This window comes from Prevotella sp. OH937_COT-195 (assembly GCF_003932845.1).
Lineage (GTDB): Bacteria > Bacteroidota > Bacteroidia > Bacteroidales > Bacteroidaceae > Prevotella.
Genome location: NZ_RQZH01000012.1, coordinates 42,619 through 62,278, shown reverse-complemented (window position 1 = coordinate 62,278; position 19,660 = coordinate 42,619). Strand labels below are relative to the sequence as shown.

Genomic DNA, 19,660 nt, shown 5'->3' with positions numbered 1-19,660 from the left:
ATCATAATATGGATTTTATAAGTAAAAAATTTGTCCATGAAGAATTAATTAATTAATTTTGCACCATTATTACTTGCTTAACTCTTAAATATATATAAATTATGACGCAAATCAAAGGGCGAATATCCCAGATTATTGGTCCAGTAATCGATGTGTATTTCGATACAGAGGGACTTGATGCCGAGAAAGTATTGCCTAAAATACATGAGGCCTTGAAGATTACAAGACCCGACGGCTCTCCACTGATTATCGAAGTTCAGCAGCATATAGGCGAAGATACCGTAAGATGTGTTGCCATGGACAACACTGACGGATTACAAAGAGGATTGGATGTAGAGCCGATGGGATCGCCTATTCTTATGCCTGCCGGTGACCAAATAAAGGGACGTATGCTCAACGTCATAGGACAACCTATAGACGGCATGAATAAATTGGATATGAAAGGCGCATATCCAATTCACCGTGAAGCACCGAAGTTTGAGGAACTTTCCACAACGAAAGAAATGCTTGCCACGGGTATAAAGGTGATCGACCTACTTGAGCCATATATGAAAGGTGGTAAGATTGGCTTGTTCGGTGGAGCTGGTGTTGGTAAGACTGTACTTATAATGGAACTTATCAACAACATTGCAAAGGGACATAACGGATATTCTGTTTTTGCCGGAGTGGGAGAGCGTACCCGTGAGGGCAACGACCTTATACGTGAAATGATAGAATCCGGAGTTGTAAGGTATGGTGATAAGTTCAAAAAAGCAATGGATGAAGGTAAGTGGGACTTGTCACTTGTTGATCCGGAGGAGTTGAAGAAATCACAGGCAACACTCGTATATGGACAGATGAACGAACCGCCCGGAGCACGTGCTTCTGTTGCACTATCAGGACTTACTGTGGCAGAGGAATTCCGTGACAACGGAGGTAAAGACGGTGCTGCGGCAGACATCTTGTTCTTTATAGACAATATCTTCCGTTTTACACAAGCAGGTTCAGAGGTATCTGCCCTTTTGGGACGTATGCCTTCTGCCGTAGGTTATCAGCCGACTTTGGCAAGTGAGATGGGTACAATGCAGGAGCGAATAACTTCAACTAAAAAAGGTTCAATCACCTCTGTACAAGCCGTTTATGTACCGGCAGACGACTTGACCGACCCTGCTCCTGCCACAACTTTTACACATCTTGATGCAACTACGGAACTTTCTCGTAAAATAACGGAACTTGGTATATATCCGGCTGTTGACCCACTTGGCTCAACAAGTCGTATCCTTGATCCGCTGATAGTTGGCAAGGCTCATTATGAATGTGCGCAACGTGTAAAGCAAATACTCCAGAAATATAACGAACTACAAGATATTATTGCAATTCTTGGTATGGATGAGTTGTCTGATGAAGACAAACTTATAGTAAACCGTGCCCGTCGTGTACAGCGTTTCCTTTCACAGCCTTTTACCGTAGCAGAACAGTTTACCGGAGTTAAGGGAGTGATGGTAAGTATTGAGGATACTATCAAGGGCTTCAACATGATACTTGACGGAGAGGTTGATTACTTGCCGGAACAGGCATTCCTCAATGTCGGTACGATAGAAGATGCCATTGAAAAAGGTAAGAAACTCATGGAGGCCGCAAAAGGATAGACTTTGTAATCAAGGATTAAAGTTTAAAGATAAAGATTAAATTTGATGCTGAAACTTAAAATTGTTTCACCCGAAAGGGTGGAATTTGAGGGAGAAGTAGAAAGCGTGACGGTACCGGGTACGGCAGGAGAATTTGAAATATTGGTTAACCACGCCCCCATAATATCGTCTTTAGAATGCGGAACTTTGACTTATGTCGGAATAGAAGGAAGCAAACGTCTTGACATACAAGGAGGTTTTGTATCCGTACAAAAAAATGATGTCAATATCTGTATAGAGGTATGATGGACGTTGACAAAGTTGCCAAACACTATGTGGGAATAGGTTCTTGCATTGTCATAGTACTTTTGACAATCGCTCTTCTTGTTTCTGCACTCCGACCGGAATGGAATATGACAGCACCGATATGGGTAAGCACCTGCTTCTCTGTTGTGTTCATGTTGTCGTTTGCATTTTTGTGGAGATGGATTTCCATAAACAATAAAGAGTCTCTTACGACACTTTATTCTGTGGTATCAGGCTTACGTATGGTATTGGCACTTTTCACGATGTTCATTTGTTTCTTGGTAGTTGGCAGGGATGCCATGTTCCCTTATGTGTTGGTGTTCATGGTATTCTACCTCGTAATGGTCGGGTTTCATACCATTTACTTCTCTAAAGTTACTAACCGTCAATAAATCTTTTCAAGTTAACAACTCTATTAATTATATAATACATGAATCACTTCAAGTCTATTTTACTTGTTTGGGCATTTGTGATACTACCCATAAATCTCTTTGCCGGAGAAAAAGAGAAGACCATAGACATACCGGAGATTGTGCTTCATCACATGTCAGATGCCTACGAATGGCATATTGCCGGAAGTCTAAGTGTGCCATTACCAATTATTGTGTATGGGGAGGACGGGTGGTTCTTCGGCACATCTGAGGGAATTGTGAAACATGGGAAATTGTTTTTCGATGAGTCTCACCATGGTAAGATATTTGAGAAAATGTCTGATGGAACAGTAAGACGACCGCTTGATTTAAGCATGACTAAATCGGTTTGTCAGATTTGGATAGTGGCAATAATTCTTATTGTTGTTTTCCTGAGTGTTGCAAAGTGGTACAAGAAACGTGACTGCACGAGTGAGGCACCAAGAGGCTTTGTCGGTGCAATGGAAATGATAGTCATGACAATTCATGATGATGTCGTAAAGGGATGCGTTGGCGAGAAACATTACAAGAAGTACGCTCCCTACTTGCTTACGGTATTCTTTTTCATACTCGTTACAAATCTTCTCGGACTGCTTCCTGTTTTCCCGGGAGGTGCCAACGTTACAGGTAATATCAATGTTACTTTCTTTCTTGCAATATGTACAATGTTGATGGTTAATATTTTCGGCAGTAAAGAATATTGGAAAGAAATTTTATGGCCGGAAGTACCATTCTTCCTAAAAGCATATCCGGTGCCATTGATTCCGGTAATTGAATTGGTAGGTATATTCACAAAGCCGTTTGCCCTCATGGTACGTCTTTTTGCCAACATGATGGCAGGACATGCCATAATATTGAGTTTCACATGTGTGATATTCCTCGGATGGACATTGGGAGTCGGCATGGGCATAGGATTAAACCTTTTCAGTGTAATAATGCTTCTCTTTATGAATTGTGTGGAATTACTTGTTGCTTTCGTACAAGCATATGTCTTCACATTGCTTTCGGCTGTGTTCATAGGATTGGCACATCCGGAGCATCACAGTTCATAAACTATAAGTAAAAAACGAAAATAAAAATATTTATTAATAACAATTAAAAAAATTAAGATTATGATTTCATTATTATTGGCAGCAGAAGGACTTGGTGCATTAGGTTGCAGTCTTGGTGCAGGTATCGCAACAATTGGTGCAGGTATGGGTATTGGTAAGATTGGTAGCAGTGCAATGGACGCTATCGCCCGCCAGCCGGAGGCAACAAGTAAGATTCAGACAAACATGATTCTGACATCTGCATTTATAGAGGGTGTCGCCTTGTTTGCTGTGGTTGCTTGTGCATTCCTTATAAAATAAGGCGTAATGTATAGGAGTCGATGATGTGTATAATCGATTCCGACAAGTGAAACCTTTAATATTATTAATCTCAACAACAACTAATTGCAAATGGATTTTCAGAATTTGCCATCCATACTCACTCCGGATTTGGGACTTCTCTTCTGGATGCTTTTGGCATTTCTCGTAATCTTCTATTTTTTGGCAAAATACGGATTTCCCGTTATCACCAAAATGGTAGAAGAACGAAAGGCATATATAGACGAAAGCCTTCGTAAGGCACATGATGCCAATGAGAAACTTGCCAATATTCAGCAGGAAGGCGAATCCTTGCTAAAAGAGGCACGCGAGCGTCAGGCTCAGATACTTTCTGAGGCAGCTACCACTCGTGAAGCCATCGTTGAGCAAGCCCGAGAGAAGGCTCGTGAGGAAGGAGTACGCATAATATCTGAGGCGAAAGCACAGATTGAGGCAGAAAAACAGAGTGCGATAAGCGACATCCGTAAGTTGGTTGCCGAACTCAGTGTTTCCGTTGCCGAGAAGATATTGCGTGAACGTCTTTCCGGCGAGGCAGAGCAGATGAAATATGTTGATAAGTTGCTGGATGAGTTGTCTTCTAATGATAAATAATTGTAGGATATGGATATAGGCGTCATTTCTATTCGCTATGCGCGTGCTCTGTTGAAGAGTTCCATACAGAACGGATGCGACAAAAATGTGTATAACGATATGGCGGCATTGACAAAATCATTTGTTGATGTTCCTAAATTACGTCATACCATAAACAACCCTACCTTAAATAAGGAAACAAAGAAACAATTGCTCATAACAGCATGCGGAGTGGATATTAATCCGCTAACACGTAACTTTGTTGAACTGGTAATCAAGGAGGGAAGAGAGATGGTCATGATGTTCATTGCTTCGTCCTACATAACTTTATATCGTAAGCAGAAGAATATTATCCACGGCAAACTTATCACTGCTACTACCGTAAGTCCTGCTACGGAGCAAAGAATGCGGCAAATCGTTCAGGACAAGACAAATGGAACGGTAGAATTTCTCACCGAGGTAAACCCCGAAATAATAGGTGGGTTCATCCTTGAGTATGACACTTATAGAATGGATGCGTCTGTGCAATCAAAGTTGCGCGACATCTTGAAAACGCTGAAATAAAAAAAGAATAATGGATAAGATAAAACCAAGCGAAGTATCAGAGGTTCTGCTCCAACAATTAAATAGTATTGGTTCCGGACAGGATTTTGAAGAAGTGGGAACGGTGCTGACCGTAAGCGATGGTGTGGCACGTATCTATGGCCTTCGCAATGCAGAAGCTAACGAGTTGCTTGAGTTCGAGAATGGCACCATGGCCATTGTGATGAACTTGGAAGAAGACAACGTAGGTTGTGTGTTACTTGGTCCTACGGCCGGTATAAAGGAAGGGCAAGTGGTAAAACGTACCAAGCGCATTGCTTCCATACTTGTCAATGACAATATGCTTGGACGTGTTATAAACCCGCTCGGTCAGCCGATAGATGGTAACGGTGACATTGACCTCATAGGCGCATTTGAAATGCCGCTTGACCGTAAGGCACCCGGTGTGATTTATCGTCAGCCGGTTAAGGAACCGTTACAGACCGGACTCAAGGCCGTTGACTCGATGATTCCAATCGGTCGCGGACAGCGCGAGTTAATTATTGGTGACCGTCAGACAGGAAAGACAGCCATCGCAGTTGATACTATAATCAACCAAAAGAGTTTTTATGATGCCGGCAAGCCGGTATATTGTATTTATGTAGCCATCGGTCAGAAAGCCTCCACTGTTGCCGCACTCGTTGCAAACTTGAAAGAACATGGGGCATTGCCTTACACTATCATAGTGTCCGCAACGGCTGCAGATCCGGCAGCCATGCAGTATTATGCGCCGTTTGCCGGTGCTGCCATCGGGGAGTATTTCCGTGATCGTGGTGAGAGTGCACTCGTTGTATATGATGACCTTTCAAAGCAAGCCGTAGCATACCGTGAGGTGTCGCTTATTCTTCGTCGTCCTTCAGGACGCGAGGCATATCCTGGCGATGTCTTCTATCTGCACAGCCGTCTGCTTGAGCGCGCCGCACGCATAAACGATCAGAACGAAGTGGCTATGCAGATGAATGACCTGCCAAAATGTATGAAAGGCCATGTAAAGGGTGGAGGTTCGCTGACAGCCCTGCCAATCATTGAGACCCAGGCCGGAGACGTGTCTGCATATATTCCCACAAACGTGATTTCTATTACTGATGGACAGATATATCTTGAGACCGATCTCTTTAATCAAGGCTTCCGTCCTGCCATCAACGTTGGTATCTCCGTCAGTCGTGTAGGAGGTTCGGCACAGATAAAGTCTATGAAAAAAGTTGCAGGAACATTGAAGATAGATCAGGCTCAGTATCGCGAGCTTGAAGCATTCTCCAAGTTCTCAAGCGACATGGATGCCGTAACGGCAATGACACTTGACCGAGGACGAAAGAATAATCAACTGCTTATCCAGCCCCAATACAGCCCTATGCCGGTAGGCGAGCAAGTCGCAATTCTTTATTGCGGAACACACGGGCTGATGGCAGATGTTCCCGTAGAAAAAGTACGCGAATGTCAAAACACATTCCTTGACAAGATGCGTTCCGCACATCCGGAAGCTATTGCAATTTTGGGAAGTGGCAAGATTGACGATTCTGTGACGTCTGTCATAGAATCAACAATGGCTGACATCGCCGAAACATACAAAAAATAATTGCCTATGCCGTCACTGAAAGAGATAAAAGGTAGAATAGCAAGTGTAAACAGCACCCGTAAGATTACGAGTGCCATGAAGATGGTTGCCTCTTCAAAGTTGCACCATGCACAGGTAGCAATTGAGAATATGTTGCCATACGAGGCAATGCTTGAGCATATCTTGAAGACTTTTCTTGCTTCCGATGCTGATGTACGCAGCATATATGTGGCGGAACGTCTTGTGAATCGGGTGGCATTGATAGTTTATTCGAGCAATTCGTCCTTGTGTGGTGGTTTCAATGCCAATATCATAAAAGAGATGCAAAAAGCCTTAGATGATTACCGGCATCTTGGTAAGGAGAACATAATAGTCTATCCGATAGGTAGGAAAGTCGCAGAGAAAGTTAAGAAACTCGGCTACAACATTGCCGGCAATTACAATTCACTTGCCGACAAACCGAATGCACAAAACTGTCGCGTTATAGCACAAGAACTTGAAGCGATGTATAGCCGAGGAGAGATAGACCGCGTGGAAATGATTTATCATCATTTTAAGAGCGCAGGTTCACAGATACTCACTCGAAAGACATTTTTGCCAATTGACATTGAGAGCGAACTCACAACCGACAAAGAACGTGACTTGAAATCGAATGTCGCAACTCGTGAAGCAGTGGAATACCTGCGTCAACGCGACATGAATCAAGGAGCGAAGAGGAGTGAGAACGATGCCGTACCGATTAATGACAATTTCATAGTTGAACCGGATATTGCATCAGTGATGAACAAACTTATTCCGAAACTTGCACACCTTATGCTCTACACCGCATTACTCGATTCCATAGCGTCCGAACATGCCGCACGTATGGTGGCCATGCAGACTGCGACCGATAATGCAGACGAAATATTGCGCGAGTTGAACTTACAATACAACAAGAGCAGGCAGCAAGCAATTACGAGCGAACTTCTTGACATTGTAGGCGGATCTGTAAATTAGATGTCAACGAATAAATATATAAAAGCCATATCTTACCTCTTGCGGTGTAGGTATGGCTTTTATTTTTCCAAAGGAGGACACATTTATTTATTGTGACATAATGTTACAGTGTAGAGAATATGGGGAAGAAAATTAAACTTTTCCACCATAATGCAATCGTTTTACAAATATTATGTGTAAATTTGTGATTGTCGGTTGACTATTAACATATAACAAATTCTGTTTCATGCAGATGTTTAATAAAATTAATAACTTTGTTACCTTAAAAAATAATATAATATAATGGGCGGTTTTTTTGGAACTATTTCTGTAAAAGATTGTGTGAATGATTTGTTCTATGGAACGGATTACAACTCTCATCTTGGTACAAAACGTGCTGGTCTTGTTACGTTTGACGAAGAACGCGGCTTTTCCCGTTCCATTCATTCATTGGAACGCGATTATTTCCGTTCTCGTTTTGAAAAAGAACTTGACGGGTTTTCCGGCAACTCCGGTATAGGAGTAATAAGTGATACAGATCCTCAACCGATTCTCATCAATTCTCATTTGGGGCGATATGCTGTTGTTACAGTAGCAAAGGTAAACAACATGCGTGAGATAGTATCGGAATTGATGGAAAGACGTATGCATTTAAGTGAAATGAGTGCCAATAATATTAATCAAACGGAATTGGTCGCTCTTTTGATTAATATGGAGGATACTTTCGAAGCGGGAATCAAAAATGTATATGATAAGGTTAAAGGTTCCTGTTCAATGCTTATACTTACAGAGGATGGTATCATCACCGCACGAGACGCGTTGGGACGCACGCCTATTGTAATAGGAAAAAAAGAAGGGGCGTATGCAGTGACGAGTGAGACGACGGCGTTACCCAATCTTGATTTCAAACCGGTAAAAGACGTAGGTCCGGGTGAAATAGTAAAAATCAAGACTGATGGTATAACAGTTCTTAAAAGACCATTTTCCAAATGTCAGATATGTTCTTTCTTGTGGGTATATTATGGTTTCCCTACGAGTGATTTCGAAGGTATAAATACGGAATATGTACGGGAAAGCAATGGTAAGGCAATGGGTAAAGAAGACGATATCGAAGCAGATAGTGTGTGTGGAATTCCTGATAGCGGAATAGGAACTGCCCTGGGATATGCAGAGGGGCATGGAATACCATATAAACGTGCAGTTTTGAAATATACACCGACTTGGCCGAGGAGTTTCACTCCCGGTAATCAAAGTCGTCGCTCCTTAGTGGCAAAAATGAAACTAATTCCCAACCGTGCCTTGCTAAAAGAACAGCGTGTGGTAATGTGTGATGATTCTATTGTTAGAGGAACACAACTGCGTGACAATGTAAGAAAATTCTTTGAGTATGGTGCCAAGGAGGTGCATGCCCGCATTTCGTGTCCTCCGTTGATTTATGCTTGCCCATTCATTGGCTTCACGGCTTCAAAGAGCGAGATGGAACTCATAACTCGTCAAGTTATCAATGATTTTGAAGGGATACCCGATAAAAATCTTAAAAAATACTCAACAACCGATTCTGACGAATATAATCGAATGGTAAAAGAGATAGGAAAACGCTTAGGACTGTCAAGTCTGAAATTCAATAAAATAGAAACATTGATTGATGCCATCGGATTGCCAAAAGAAAGAGTGTGTACACATTGCTTTGATGGTACAGGCTATTTTTTTGAAGCATCAAAAGAGTAAATATTAGAATACGATGTCACTTTAAATAAGAATGAAATCTTGCGACGCAGATTAAGTTTGATTGAAAAAACAAAGTTATACCCTTTGGTTAAAGTTGTAGTGCCATTGATATTGGGTATAGTTATTGGAAATAATTTTGCAATTCATCAAACCGTTGTCGTACCACTGCTCATCGCATTATTGTTTATGGCACTGCTCTCGTATAAGAATTTGATATTTAGAGATATAGTATTCTATGTCGCTGTCATATTTTTAGGAATAGTATTGTACAACAAATCACAACAAGAATTGTCGATTAATATTACTGAAAGTACAATATTTCAAGCGGTCATAATGTCTTCGCCAAAACAACATGGTAAAGTGATGCGTTGTGACGTAATAGTAACAACGGGAGAAATGGCAGGAAAAAGATTACAAGCAAGTATAATGCGTGATACCGTTGAAAACAGATACAGACATTTGAAAACAGGAACCGGTATAGTTGTCAATGCGTCAATATCCCCAATAAAGGATTACAAACGAGGGAATTTCAATTATAAGAACTATCTTCTAAGCCATGGTATTTCCGGTACGGCATTCATAACACCAAATAAATGGACTTTAATAAGGACATCACTTTCCGAATTGTCAACTTTAGACATATTGCGATTGCGGGCAGTCAAATATAAAGAGGTCTTGATTGATAAATTCCGAATTTCGGGATTGGAAAACAACGAACTTGCAATTGCGTCTGCCATGACTTTGGGAGATAAGTCGATGTTAGACAAATCTGTGCGTGATAGATTTTCGGTAACCGGTGTTTCCCATGTGCTTGCCATGTCCGGACTTCATCTCAGCATACTATACCTTTTTTTGACTTATGCTTGGGGAAAACGGAAAAGGTGGGTTGCCGTCTCGCTTTTCAACATATTAATAATTTGGGCATTTGTATTCATTGCCGGCATGCCTTTTTCTTTGCTTCGTTCGGCAATAATGCTTAGTGTATTTTGCATGTTAGACGTAATACACAGAAATACCCAGCCCATAAATACATTGGCATTATCGGCGCTTATAATTATATTCATCACTCCTGAAAGTATTTTCGATGTAGGATTTCAGATGTCTTTCATTGCTGTACTTTTTATATTATCAATTTGCCCCAAGATTGTTTCAATGGAATGGCATTCTTCTGTTTTCCGTTACAATATCGTACGTTATTTATGGAAATTCATCGTGGTATCATGTGTCGCCCAAATAGCAGTGGCACCACTTGTCGCATATTATTTTGGTCGCTTTTCTTGTTATTTCCTTCTGTCGAACTTCATTGCCATACCATGCACATATATCATTATTATATGTGGAATGTTGTTACTGATAATACCACTCCCGGTTATACAATATTCTATTGCAAAGATTCTCTCGTTGGCAGTTGCTGTTATGGACGATTGTCTTATATGGATTTCATCACTGCCGGGAGCAAGTATTGACAACATTCATTTTAATAAAACAGGTGTATTCTCCATATATGTCGCAATAATAATATTGTGTTATGTTTTTGTAAAGAGAAAAACAAATGTCCGATGAATTGTGTAATCAACACATAAAACTGATTATGGCAAATTGATATTTAAATTTAATTGCCATAATATTTTGAAAGAAGATTTTGACAAATGAAAAACAAGACAAATTGAACCGAACAATATACGTTTAATTTTGAACATCCACTTATAATAATTGTAGATTACATGCGTTATAATACTATGAAATCATATAAGTATATTATATTATCGGTGGTCATGTTAATGACAATTTCTGCATGTATAGACGGGGAATTTTCTTCTTCACCGTCTTATCATTTGCATTTTTCTAAAGATACAGTAAAATTTGACACCATATTCTCCAAAGTACCATCAAGTACAAGAACCATGTGGGTTTACAATAAATCAGATAAAAACTTGAGGTGTAACAATGTAAGGCTTCTTAATGGTAATCAGACTGGTTACAGAGTAAATGTGGATGGTGTTTATCTCAGTCCTTCTTCCGGATTTCAAGTACAAAATGTAGAAATAAGAAAAAATGACAGCATCCGGGTTTTTGTTGAATTGACATCTCCTAAAAATGGAACGCGTGAGGCAAAACGTCTTCAAGACAAACTTGTTTTCAAACTTGAAAGTGGAAACGTACATGAAATAATACTTGATGCCTTTTCTTGGGATGCAAAAGAAATTAACAATCTCGTAATTTACGGAGATACAATAATAGAAAGCGAATTGCCTATTCTTGTTAATGGTACTATAAACGTAAAAAAAGGTGCCATACTTACAATTCCCGCCGGACAAACTTTATATTTCAACAGTAATGCCGGTATAGAAGTTGATGGAACATTGATATTGAAAGGGACAAAAGAAAACAACGTAATTTTAAGAGGAGCACGTCTTGATAATATATTTGATTATCTTCCATACGATTTGTTAAGCGGTCAATGGAAGGGAATACATTATACTGAAACATCATATAATAATAGGATTGAATATGCGGACATACATAGTACCATGAATGCAATAGTATGCGATTCGAGTAATGTATCCAAACGGAAACTCAACATTGAAAACTCTATAATTCATAATTGTCAAGGATATGGCGTGAAATCAATAAATAGTAATATTTATATCAATAATTCACAGATAACAAATACTCTCAAAGATTGTTTGGCTATATTCGGGGGAAATGCCTTTATAGGAAATTCTACAATAGCCCAATTCTATCCTTTCGATTCAAAAAGAGGACAGGCTTTGAGATTTTCCAATTCGTATGAAAATAAATCATTGCCCATCTTGTCAATGCAATGTGTAAATAATATTATAACCGGATATTCAGAAGATGTATTGTCCGGAGAAAAAGATGATTCAGAAAACACTTTTAATTATATGTTTACAAGTTGTTTAATTCGTACTCCGGAAATAAAAGATGAGAAAAACAAGAGTTTTTTTGTCGATATTATATGGGAAGATCCGTCTGATAATATTTCCGGAGGAGAAAAAAATTTCAAACTTGTTGACATAAACAAACAACATTATGATTTTCATTTAAGTGAAAAGTCAAAAGCAATTGGTTCTGCTGCGGCATCCCATTCAACAAAAAACGACCGTGACGGAAATGAGCGTGACGATAAGCCGGATATGGGTTGTTATGAGTTTAAGGAATAGTAAAATTGATAACATTTAAAAATATATGAAAGAAGTTACGATTGAAAACAAATTTATTGTTTGTCAGATGAACGAGCTGACACCGGAAGAACAAAAATTTATTGAAATGGCAAAAAAAGCCACGGATAACTCATATTCTCCTTATTCGCATTTTAAAGTGGGAGCGGCAATAAGGCTTGGCAATGGGTTGGAGATTATGGGAGCAAATCAAGAGAATGCCGCTTTTTCCGTGACTATATGTGCCGAACGGTCTGCTATATTTGCAGCGATGTCGCAATATCCGGATCAACCGATTAAACAACTTGCAATAGCGGCGCGTAATAAAAAAGGCTTTACCACGGAACCAATTGCTCCGTGCGGTTCGTGCAGACAAGCAATTCTTGAGGCCGAAAATATTCACAAGCAAAAAATACGAATATATTTATATGGTGCAGACAAAATTTATGTTTTAGAAAGTATAAAAGACATACTACCTTTAAATTTTGATGATGAGAGTATGTGAAAATACAATAACTTGCTCATATTTCAAAGTAAATTCGCCTGTTTTATCGACTAAAACAGGCGAATTTACTTTGAAATATCGCCGAATTTGCGAACTGTGTGGCATGCTTTCGCAAATGGTTTTAAAATAAACGAGAAAAGGGTAGGGATTATTTGCCTTAATATTCCTTTTTGTCGATTATATTATTGTTGCATGTCAAGACTTTCATCGCCTTGTACATGATTATTATGTTGTGAGAAAGGAATATACCTCCGGTTTACTGCAATTCGCGATTAAAGTGCTTCGTCTTCCGGCGGCATTATTTGTCTTTTTGTTTTAGACATGTGTCGCTTTTTTGCAAGCCACTCTTCCTTCCTCTTTTCATATTCCTGTCGGCTGTATTCAAGGAAATTGTCTGCCATTTCAACAGATTTATTTATTAGAGAATTTACTATACACTACACTAATTTTTATTGGTGTATAAGGATTGGCACTGCCACCTACGAGTTTGGTACTTGTAAGCCCCATCTCGTTGTCAACACCAATTATCTGTGCCGGTGCGTATGTGTTGCCGGCTGTCATTCTTATTGAAACCGGTACCAACACCACCTTGTTCCAATCCGGGTGGTTTGTTGTCCATTTTGCATCGCTTTTCTCTCCTTCCGTCTTCAGTTTTTTCATATATGTAATAAGCGATGATATATTGCTGAACACATAAGTGTTGTTGTATGAGTTCTCCGTATTGTTACCGGTTGTTTTTACCTCTGATAAGAAACTCTTCTTGTTGTCGTACAATTTGTTTTTCTCGAAGAAACTATACAAACTGTCTTTCTGTATAAGCAAAAGTCTTGATGCGTTCTTAAGCGTATATTTCGAGTTTGCACCCGTATATATTCTCTTCAATACTATTTTTGCCGTGTTGAGTGTATCGTTGTCGTGTCCTTTGCTTATTTCTTCGACGGGTAATGTCATTTCTGTGAAAATTCCCGCCGGTGTTCTCAAATATGTACATGAGTTGTCTCCTGCAAGTTTCTCAATAGATTTCTTGTCATTGTTTATGACAGTTTTTTGTATTACTTCCTCCGTTCCGGAGAATGATGATGTTACGACAACCGGCTTCCCCTTTTTCTTGACTTTGAAAAATATGTTGAGTTGCGTGATGTAAACGCCTGCCATCGCCCCGATGCCGTTTACCGTCTTAAAATAGAAGCCCGGGCATACGTTGTGTATAAAGTTGTATGAATTCTTGAAATATTCAGGATTTTCCTTGTATTTCCTCATAATATACGTTCCGTAATTTTTGTATTTTTTTCCGTTTTTGTCGGTATATTCCTGATTTAGCGATATGGATATATGCGGAACAAAAGAACTTGAGGTTCTGTCTTTTGTACTATAGTTGAGATCTGAAAGGGTGTAAACCTTGCTTACCTTGAAACTTGATTCGTCGATATATCCTTTCTCTTCGGGATTGTAGTTGGAATAATATATTGTTCCTTCTTCCATAGGTTTGGTCATTTCGTATGCAGTGACTTTCATTGTGGCGAGCGAATCACCATAAAAATCTCTGTAATACAAGCGCAGTTCGCACGAATCTGCGTATATTCCGTCTTCTTCTTTTGTAATGATGTCGTTTTCATCGGGTAATTTATAGTCATCCTGCAGATGGAACTGTGTCATAAAATTCCCGGTTATTATAGCCCCTGTTTCTGGATCTTTTATTCTTCCGAGATAGCCTATACTGTTTCTTGACAGAACAGAGTCTGCCACGATAGAGCGCGATGACACCATAAACGTGTCCGTCATTATTTTCAGATGGTCTTTGTTTTCAGTCAGTGACGAGCCGACTGTATCGGTTGTGTCATCACATGAGACTAATAGTAAGGCGCATAGAGTCAGCGTATATATGAGCTTTTTTTTCATCGAAGTAATTTTTTCTTGTTTATTTGTTATCGTAAACGACATCATAGAAATTGCTGTAATCGTCTCCGTCCGGTTCTTTCTTAAACGGCATTACAGGTATGTTTTTTTCGGAGGCATATTTTATTAATTCTTTGTTGATTTCGTCTCCTGCGGTTATTATCCCGTCGCTGAAATCGATTGCGAGTTTTCCCAATTCCGTAAAATCGAACTTGTCATTATATTTCTCAAGTAATTCGGATGTTACTTCTTTGTATTCCACACATTTCTTGAAATTTTCCCCGAGATCGTTTTGCAATGCTTTGTTGAACAATGACGTTATTACTTTTGTATTTGCGAATGAAGGTTCGTCTCGGTATGCTGTTTTAATGTAAAGCGGAACAATGCTGCTCATCCAGCCCTGACAATGTATTATGTCAGGTGTCCATCTCAGTTTTTTGACAGTTTCAAGGACACCTCGTGCAAAGAAAATGGCTCTCTCGCCGTTGTCTTGATATTCTTCTCCGTTTTCATCCGACTCCATCTGCCGTTTGCTGAAATAGTCGTCATTATCGATGAAATACACTTGTATGCGTGTTTGTGGTATAGATGCCACTTTTATTATAAGCGGGTGGTCTGTCTCATCTATTATAAGCATCATTCTCGATAGGCGAATAACCTCGTGCAACTGTCCTCGACGTTCGTTAATTGTCCCCCATTTCGGCATGAAAGTCCTTATTTCGTACCCTTTTTCCTGCACTGTTTGTGGTACGTTTCTTCCAAAAGATGACAATTCACTTTCCGGAACGTATGGAGTTATCTCCTGATTTATGAATAATACTTTTTTTGCTTTCATCTTATATTGTTTTTATAAAATATATGCAAAGGTACAAAATATAATCGTATTTCTCATTACTTTTTGTTTAATTTAGTCAAATGCATGTGTGTATTGGCAATTTTTAAAAGTAATCTTTGCATAATTCATAAAAAAGTAGTTACTTTGCACTCGCTTTTAAACATTAATTGTTTTAGATGAAAGTATTTCAGAGAATTGTCGAATTACAGAACGAATTGTTCAAGGTTCGCAAAGAAGGAAAGGTAGTAGGACTTGTTCCTACCATGGGAGCATTGCATAAAGGGCATATCTCTCTCGTAGAACGCAGTTTGCAAGAAAATGATATTACGGTTGTCAGTGTTTTTTTGAACCCTACACAGTTTGACAATCCCACAGATTTGAAAAACTATCCACGTACACTTGATACAGATTGCCGTCTCCTTGATGAAGTCGGGGCAGACTATGTTTTTGCTCCCACGGTAGGCGATATGTATCCGGAACCGGACAACCGCCATTTTGAATACCCACCGATTTCTACTGTAATGGAAGGTGCACACCGTCCGGGGCATTTCAACGGGGTGTGTCAGGTGGTAAGCCGTTTGTTTTATATAGTACGCCCTGACAAGGCTTATTTTGGAGAGAAGGATTGGCAGCAGATAGCGGTAATTAAAGAAATGGTGAAGTCTTTAGGGCTTGGTGTGAAAATTGTAGAGTGTCCTATAGTCAGGGAAGAGGACGGATTGGCAAAGAGTTCGCGTAACACGCTGCTTACTTCGGATGAACGTGCGATGGCTCCCATGATTTATGAGACGTTGAAATCGAGTCTTGAATATGCAAAAAATCATACTATTGAGGAAACGAAAGAGAAAGTTGTCTGTGACATAAACTCCAATGAGAGATTGCGTGTCGAGTATTTCTCAATCGTTGACGGAGAAACATTGCAGGATGTTAAAACTTGGGAAGACTGTCAACATATCGTGGGTTGTATTACCGTATATTGTGGAAAAACACCGATACGTTTGATAGACCATATCAAATATAAAGATAATTTTTAATCAATATAGATATTCATTATGTTGATAGAGGTTTTAAAGAGCAAGTTGCATTGCGTTAAAATCACGGAGGCCAATCTCAATTATATGGGTAGCATTACCATTGACGAGAATTTGATGGATGCGGCAGGTCTTATTTCCGGAGAGAAAGTTCAGATTGTGAACAACAACAACGGCGAACGGTTGGAGACATACATAATAAAAGGTAAACGTGGTTCCGGCTGTATATGTCTCAATGGTGCTGCAGCAAGAAAATGTGTTGTGGGGGATACAGTTATTATTATTGCATATTGTATGATGGATTTTGAGGAAGCCAAAACATACACCCCCACAGTGGTATTTCCCAAAGAAGGTAATTTGCTTTAGTTGAAAATATATAACTCAAAGGCAATTTGTAATTAACACTTAATTTATAGAATGAATAAAGGCATGGATTTAATATCTATGCCTTTATTCATTTGTAATAACAAGGTCGTGCTTATTCGATTACAACAAGCGGAGTGTCCTCCATTACGCTGTCTCCCACTTTAACGAGAATTGCTGTAACCTTGCCGCTTTTCTCCGAATCAAGGTTGTTTGCCATTTTCATCGCTTCGAGTATAACTACCGTATCTCCTTCTTTGACTTCATCGCCCACTGCAACCTTTATATCAGTCACTACACCGGGGAGTGGAGCCTTTATGGCATTTGCGGTATTTACATTTCCCTTTGCTGTGGTACTTTCCGTAGAGTTGGATTGTTTTGCGGCGGCAGGGTTTACCACAACCTTCTTCTTTTCAGGTTCTGCCTCTTTCTCCATCTCTACCTTATATTCTTCTCCGTTAACGGTTACTGTGGCAATGTTCTCTTCCACGTCACCGATTTGCACTTCATAATCTGTGCCGTTGATTTTATACTTGTATTCTTTCATACTTTATTAGACGTTTTAAGTTAAGGACGGGCTGTCATCGTGAGTATTCTTGAAGACCAATCGGAGTGATGTTCCTTTATGGTAATGATACCAGTCTCCTTGTCATGCACATTATTGCCTTGAAATTCATGCATCGCAAGAGCAATGGCAGCAAATACTTCGTTTTGTTTCATTTGTATTAATGTTAAATGTTTCCTTACATTGGAATATTGCCATGTTTCTTTGCCGGCAACGAGTCGCGTTTTGTAGCAAGTTGTGCCAATGCCCGGCAGATGCGGAAACGAGTGTTGCGCGGTTCGATGACATCATCGATATATCCGTATTTGGCAGCCTGATACGGATTTGCAAACAAGTCGCTGTATTCCTGCTCTTTCTCTGCCAGATATTCTGCCGGATTCTCGGCTTCCTTGGCACCTTTGGCATAAAGTACGGCAACAGCACCAGAAGCACCCATGACTGCAATTTCCGCATTCGGCCATGCGTAGTTGATGTCTGTGCGTAACTGCTTACATCCCATAACAATGTGCGAACCGCCATAACTCTTACGAAGAGTGACTGTAACCTTTGGAACGGTAGCCTCGCCATAAGCGTAGAGGAGTTGAGCTCCGTGGAGAATAACGGCATTGTACTCTTGTCCCGTACCGGGAAGGAAACCGGGAACGTCAACCAATGATACGATAGGAATGTTGAACGCATCACAGAAACGAACAAAACGTGCACCCTTGCGACTTGCGTTTACATCGAGTACACCGGCGTATGCTGAAGGCTGATTTGCTACAATACCTACACTTTGACCATTGAAACGTGCGAAACCGACAATTATATTCTTGGCAAACTTAGGCTGTACCTCGAAGAACTCTCCATCGTCAGTAATGGCTGTGATGACTTTATACATATCGTATGCCTTATTCGGGTCATCGGGAAGAATCTCATTTAATATGTCGGCTTTACGATCTATCGGGTCTGTACATTTCTTGCGAGGCGCTTCCTCCATGTTGTTCTGTGGAATATAACTGATGAGAGTCTTTATCATCTCAACAGCCTCTTCCTCGGTCTTTGCAGTGAAATGTGTGACACCGCTCTTTGAGGCGTGAACAGAAGCACCGCCGAGGTGTTCTTGATCAATGTCTTCGCCGGTAACGGTCTTTACCACTTTCGGACCGGTAAGGAACATGTAAGAGGTATTTTCCATCATAAGTGTGAAATCGGTAAGTGCGGGAGAATAAACCGCACCGCCTGCACACGGTCCGAAGATACCTGATATTTGTGGTATTACTCCGCTTGCAAGGATATTGCGTTCGAATATTTCCGCATATCCACCAAGTGCATTTATACCTTCCTGAATGCGTGCGCCACCAGAGTCATTGATGCCGATTACAGGAGCCCCCATCTTCATACCCATGTCCATTACCTTGCATATCTTTTCAGCCATTGTCTCCGATAGAGAACCGCCATTTACGGTAAAGTCTTGAGCGAAAACGTAAACAAGTCGTCCGTCAATTGTTCCGGAACCGGCAACGACACCATCGCCGAGGAATTGTTTCTTCTCCATACCAAAGTTTGTACAACGGTGGAGTTTGAACATATCCACTTCTTCGAAACTGCCTTCATCAAGAAGCATATCTATGCGCTCGCGTGCTGTATATTTACCGCGTGCATGCTGTTTTTCAATGGCTTTTTCGCCACCTCCAAGACGAGCCTGCTCGCGCTTGGCGATAAGCTCTTTGATTTTTTCTAATTGTTTGCTCATCTTTTATTTTATATTTGTTATGACACTTAGTGTTCGCAAAGTTCTGTTAGGATACCACATGTTGATTTCGGGTGAAGGAATGCAATGTTAAGTTTTTCTGCACCTTTGCGTGGAGCTTTGTCAATGAGACGTATGCCTTTCTCGTCACATTCTGCAAGGGCATTTGACACTCCGTCTTCTATGCAAAAAGCAACGTGGTGTACTCCTTTGTTTCCTTTGTCGAGCCATTTCTGTATAGTACTCTCCGGTGATGTTGGTTCAAGAAGTTCCAATTTCGTTTCACCGCATTTCAAGAATGCAGTCTTAACTTTTTGGTCTTCAACCACTTCTACCGCATAACACTTCAATCCGAGTACCTGTTCGAAATAGGGTAGTGCTTCCTCAATGCTTTGGACGGCAATGCCCAAATGTTCAATGTGAGATATCTTCATAATATTTTATATATATA

General features: G+C 40.2%; 22 protein-coding genes. 15 read left to right on the top strand and 7 right to left on the bottom strand.

Going from position 1 to position 19,660, the window contains the following annotated elements; translation table 11 throughout:
* Positions 1-101: 101 nt before the first annotated feature.
* From atpD to cdd, 13 genes are all read left to right on the top strand, one after another.
* A complete protein-coding gene (gene atpD, locus EII32_RS06280; protein ID WP_125234587.1) occupies positions 102-1,628 on the top strand; it encodes a F0F1 ATP synthase subunit beta in 1,527 nt (508 codons plus the stop codon).
* Between the two features lie 45 nt (positions 1,629-1,673).
* Positions 1,674-1,913: a F0F1 ATP synthase subunit epsilon gene (locus EII32_RS06275; RefSeq protein ID WP_125234586.1), complete on the top strand. Its 240-nt coding sequence runs from the start codon at positions 1,674-1,676 to the stop codon at positions 1,911-1,913.
* A complete protein-coding gene (locus tag EII32_RS06270) occupies positions 1,910-2,305 on the top strand; it encodes a hypothetical protein (RefSeq protein ID WP_125234585.1) in 396 nt (131 codons plus the stop codon). Before EII32_RS06275 ends, EII32_RS06270 begins: the two co-directional genes overlap by 4 nt.
* A 38-nt stretch (positions 2,306-2,343) precedes the next feature.
* Positions 2,344-3,375 carry a F0F1 ATP synthase subunit A gene (gene atpB, locus EII32_RS06265; protein ID WP_125234584.1) on the top strand — a complete coding sequence of 344 codons (1,032 nt, stop codon included), beginning with the start codon at positions 2,344-2,346 and terminating at the stop codon, positions 3,373-3,375.
* 57 nt (positions 3,376-3,432) lie between these two features.
* A complete protein-coding gene (atpE, locus tag EII32_RS06260; RefSeq protein WP_125234583.1) occupies positions 3,433-3,675 on the top strand; it encodes an ATP synthase F0 subunit C in 243 nt (80 codons plus the stop codon).
* Between the two features lie 90 nt (positions 3,676-3,765).
* Complete coding sequence (gene atpF, locus EII32_RS06255) at positions 3,766-4,284, top strand: F0F1 ATP synthase subunit B (protein WP_125234582.1); 519 nt, start codon at positions 3,766-3,768, stop codon at positions 4,282-4,284.
* A 9-nt stretch (positions 4,285-4,293) separates the two neighbouring features.
* Positions 4,294-4,827 (top strand): F0F1 ATP synthase subunit delta, encoded by a 534-nt coding sequence (locus EII32_RS06250; protein ID WP_125234581.1) that lies wholly within the window; start codon positions 4,294-4,296, stop codon positions 4,825-4,827.
* 7 nt (positions 4,828-4,834) lie between these two features.
* Complete coding sequence (atpA, locus tag EII32_RS06245) at positions 4,835-6,421, top strand: F0F1 ATP synthase subunit alpha (protein WP_125234580.1); 1,587 nt, start codon at positions 4,835-4,837, stop codon at positions 6,419-6,421.
* Positions 6,422-6,427: 6 nt separating this feature from the next.
* The gene (locus tag EII32_RS06240; RefSeq protein WP_125234579.1) at positions 6,428-7,396 is read left to right on the top strand and encodes a F0F1 ATP synthase subunit gamma; all 969 of its coding nucleotides are present in this window, start codon (positions 6,428-6,430) and stop codon (positions 7,394-7,396) included.
* Between the two features lie 282 nt (positions 7,397-7,678).
* Positions 7,679-9,103, top strand: coding sequence for an amidophosphoribosyltransferase (locus EII32_RS06235; RefSeq protein WP_125234578.1), 1,425 nt, complete (start codon positions 7,679-7,681; stop codon positions 9,101-9,103).
* Positions 9,104-9,202: 99 nt separating this feature from the next.
* Entirely contained in the window at positions 9,203-10,666 is a 1,464-nt protein-coding gene (locus EII32_RS06230) for a ComEC/Rec2 family competence protein (protein ID WP_255416452.1), read from the top strand.
* Between the two features lie 176 nt (positions 10,667-10,842).
* Positions 10,843-12,288 (top strand): right-handed parallel beta-helix repeat-containing protein, encoded by a 1,446-nt coding sequence (locus tag EII32_RS06225; RefSeq protein ID WP_125234576.1) that lies wholly within the window; start codon positions 10,843-10,845, stop codon positions 12,286-12,288.
* 25 nt (positions 12,289-12,313) lie between these two features.
* Positions 12,314-12,790 carry a cytidine deaminase gene (gene cdd / locus EII32_RS06220; protein ID WP_125234575.1) on the top strand — a complete coding sequence of 159 codons (477 nt, stop codon included), beginning with the start codon at positions 12,314-12,316 and terminating at the stop codon, positions 12,788-12,790.
* 272 nt (positions 12,791-13,062) lie between these two features.
* Here cdd and EII32_RS06215 read toward each other — a convergent pair whose 3' ends face one another.
* From EII32_RS06215 to EII32_RS06205, 3 genes are read right to left on the bottom strand one after another with little or no spacing between them, the layout of a single operon-like run.
* On the bottom strand, positions 13,063-13,191 hold the full coding sequence (locus tag EII32_RS06215; RefSeq protein WP_125234574.1) for a dehydrogenase: 129 nt from the start codon (positions 13,189-13,191) through the stop codon (positions 13,063-13,065).
* A gap of 10 nt (positions 13,192-13,201) precedes the next feature.
* Positions 13,202-14,689, bottom strand: a complete 1,488-nt coding sequence (locus EII32_RS06210) for a DUF4270 domain-containing protein (protein WP_125234573.1) — start codon at positions 14,687-14,689, stop codon at positions 13,202-13,204.
* 19 nt (positions 14,690-14,708) lie between these two features.
* Entirely contained in the window at positions 14,709-15,521 is an 813-nt protein-coding gene (locus EII32_RS06205) for a glycogen/starch synthase (RefSeq protein WP_125234572.1), read from the bottom strand.
* Between the two features lie 176 nt (positions 15,522-15,697).
* Here EII32_RS06205 and panC point away from each other — a divergent pair, with 176 nt between their 5' ends.
* Together panC and panD are read left to right on the top strand one after the other, a co-directional pair.
* Positions 15,698-16,555 (top strand): pantoate--beta-alanine ligase, encoded by an 858-nt coding sequence (gene panC / locus EII32_RS06200; RefSeq protein WP_125234571.1) that lies wholly within the window; start codon positions 15,698-15,700, stop codon positions 16,553-16,555.
* A gap of 18 nt (positions 16,556-16,573) precedes the next feature.
* Positions 16,574-16,918, top strand: coding sequence for an aspartate 1-decarboxylase (gene panD, locus EII32_RS06195; RefSeq protein ID WP_125234570.1), 345 nt, complete (start codon positions 16,574-16,576; stop codon positions 16,916-16,918).
* 112 nt (positions 16,919-17,030) lie between these two features.
* On the opposite strand, the gene EII32_RS06190 is transcribed toward panD, so the two are convergent.
* The 4 genes from EII32_RS06190 to mce are packed head-to-tail and all read right to left on the bottom strand — an operon-like array spanning position 17,031 to position 19,643.
* On the bottom strand, positions 17,031-17,462 hold the full coding sequence (locus EII32_RS06190; RefSeq protein ID WP_125234569.1) for an acetyl-CoA carboxylase biotin carboxyl carrier protein: 432 nt from the start codon (positions 17,460-17,462) through the stop codon (positions 17,031-17,033).
* Positions 17,463-17,482: 20 nt separating this feature from the next.
* Entirely contained in the window at positions 17,483-17,635 is a 153-nt protein-coding gene (locus tag EII32_RS12385) for a hypothetical protein (RefSeq protein ID WP_199741405.1), read from the bottom strand.
* Positions 17,636-17,658: 23 nt separating this feature from the next.
* Positions 17,659-19,212 carry an acyl-CoA carboxylase subunit beta gene (locus tag EII32_RS06185; RefSeq protein WP_125234568.1) on the bottom strand — a complete coding sequence of 518 codons (1,554 nt, stop codon included), beginning with the start codon at positions 19,210-19,212 and terminating at the stop codon, positions 17,659-17,661.
* Between the two features lie 26 nt (positions 19,213-19,238).
* Complete coding sequence (mce, locus tag EII32_RS06180) at positions 19,239-19,643, bottom strand: methylmalonyl-CoA epimerase (RefSeq protein ID WP_125234567.1); 405 nt, start codon at positions 19,641-19,643, stop codon at positions 19,239-19,241.
* Positions 19,644-19,660 lie beyond the last annotated feature (17 nt).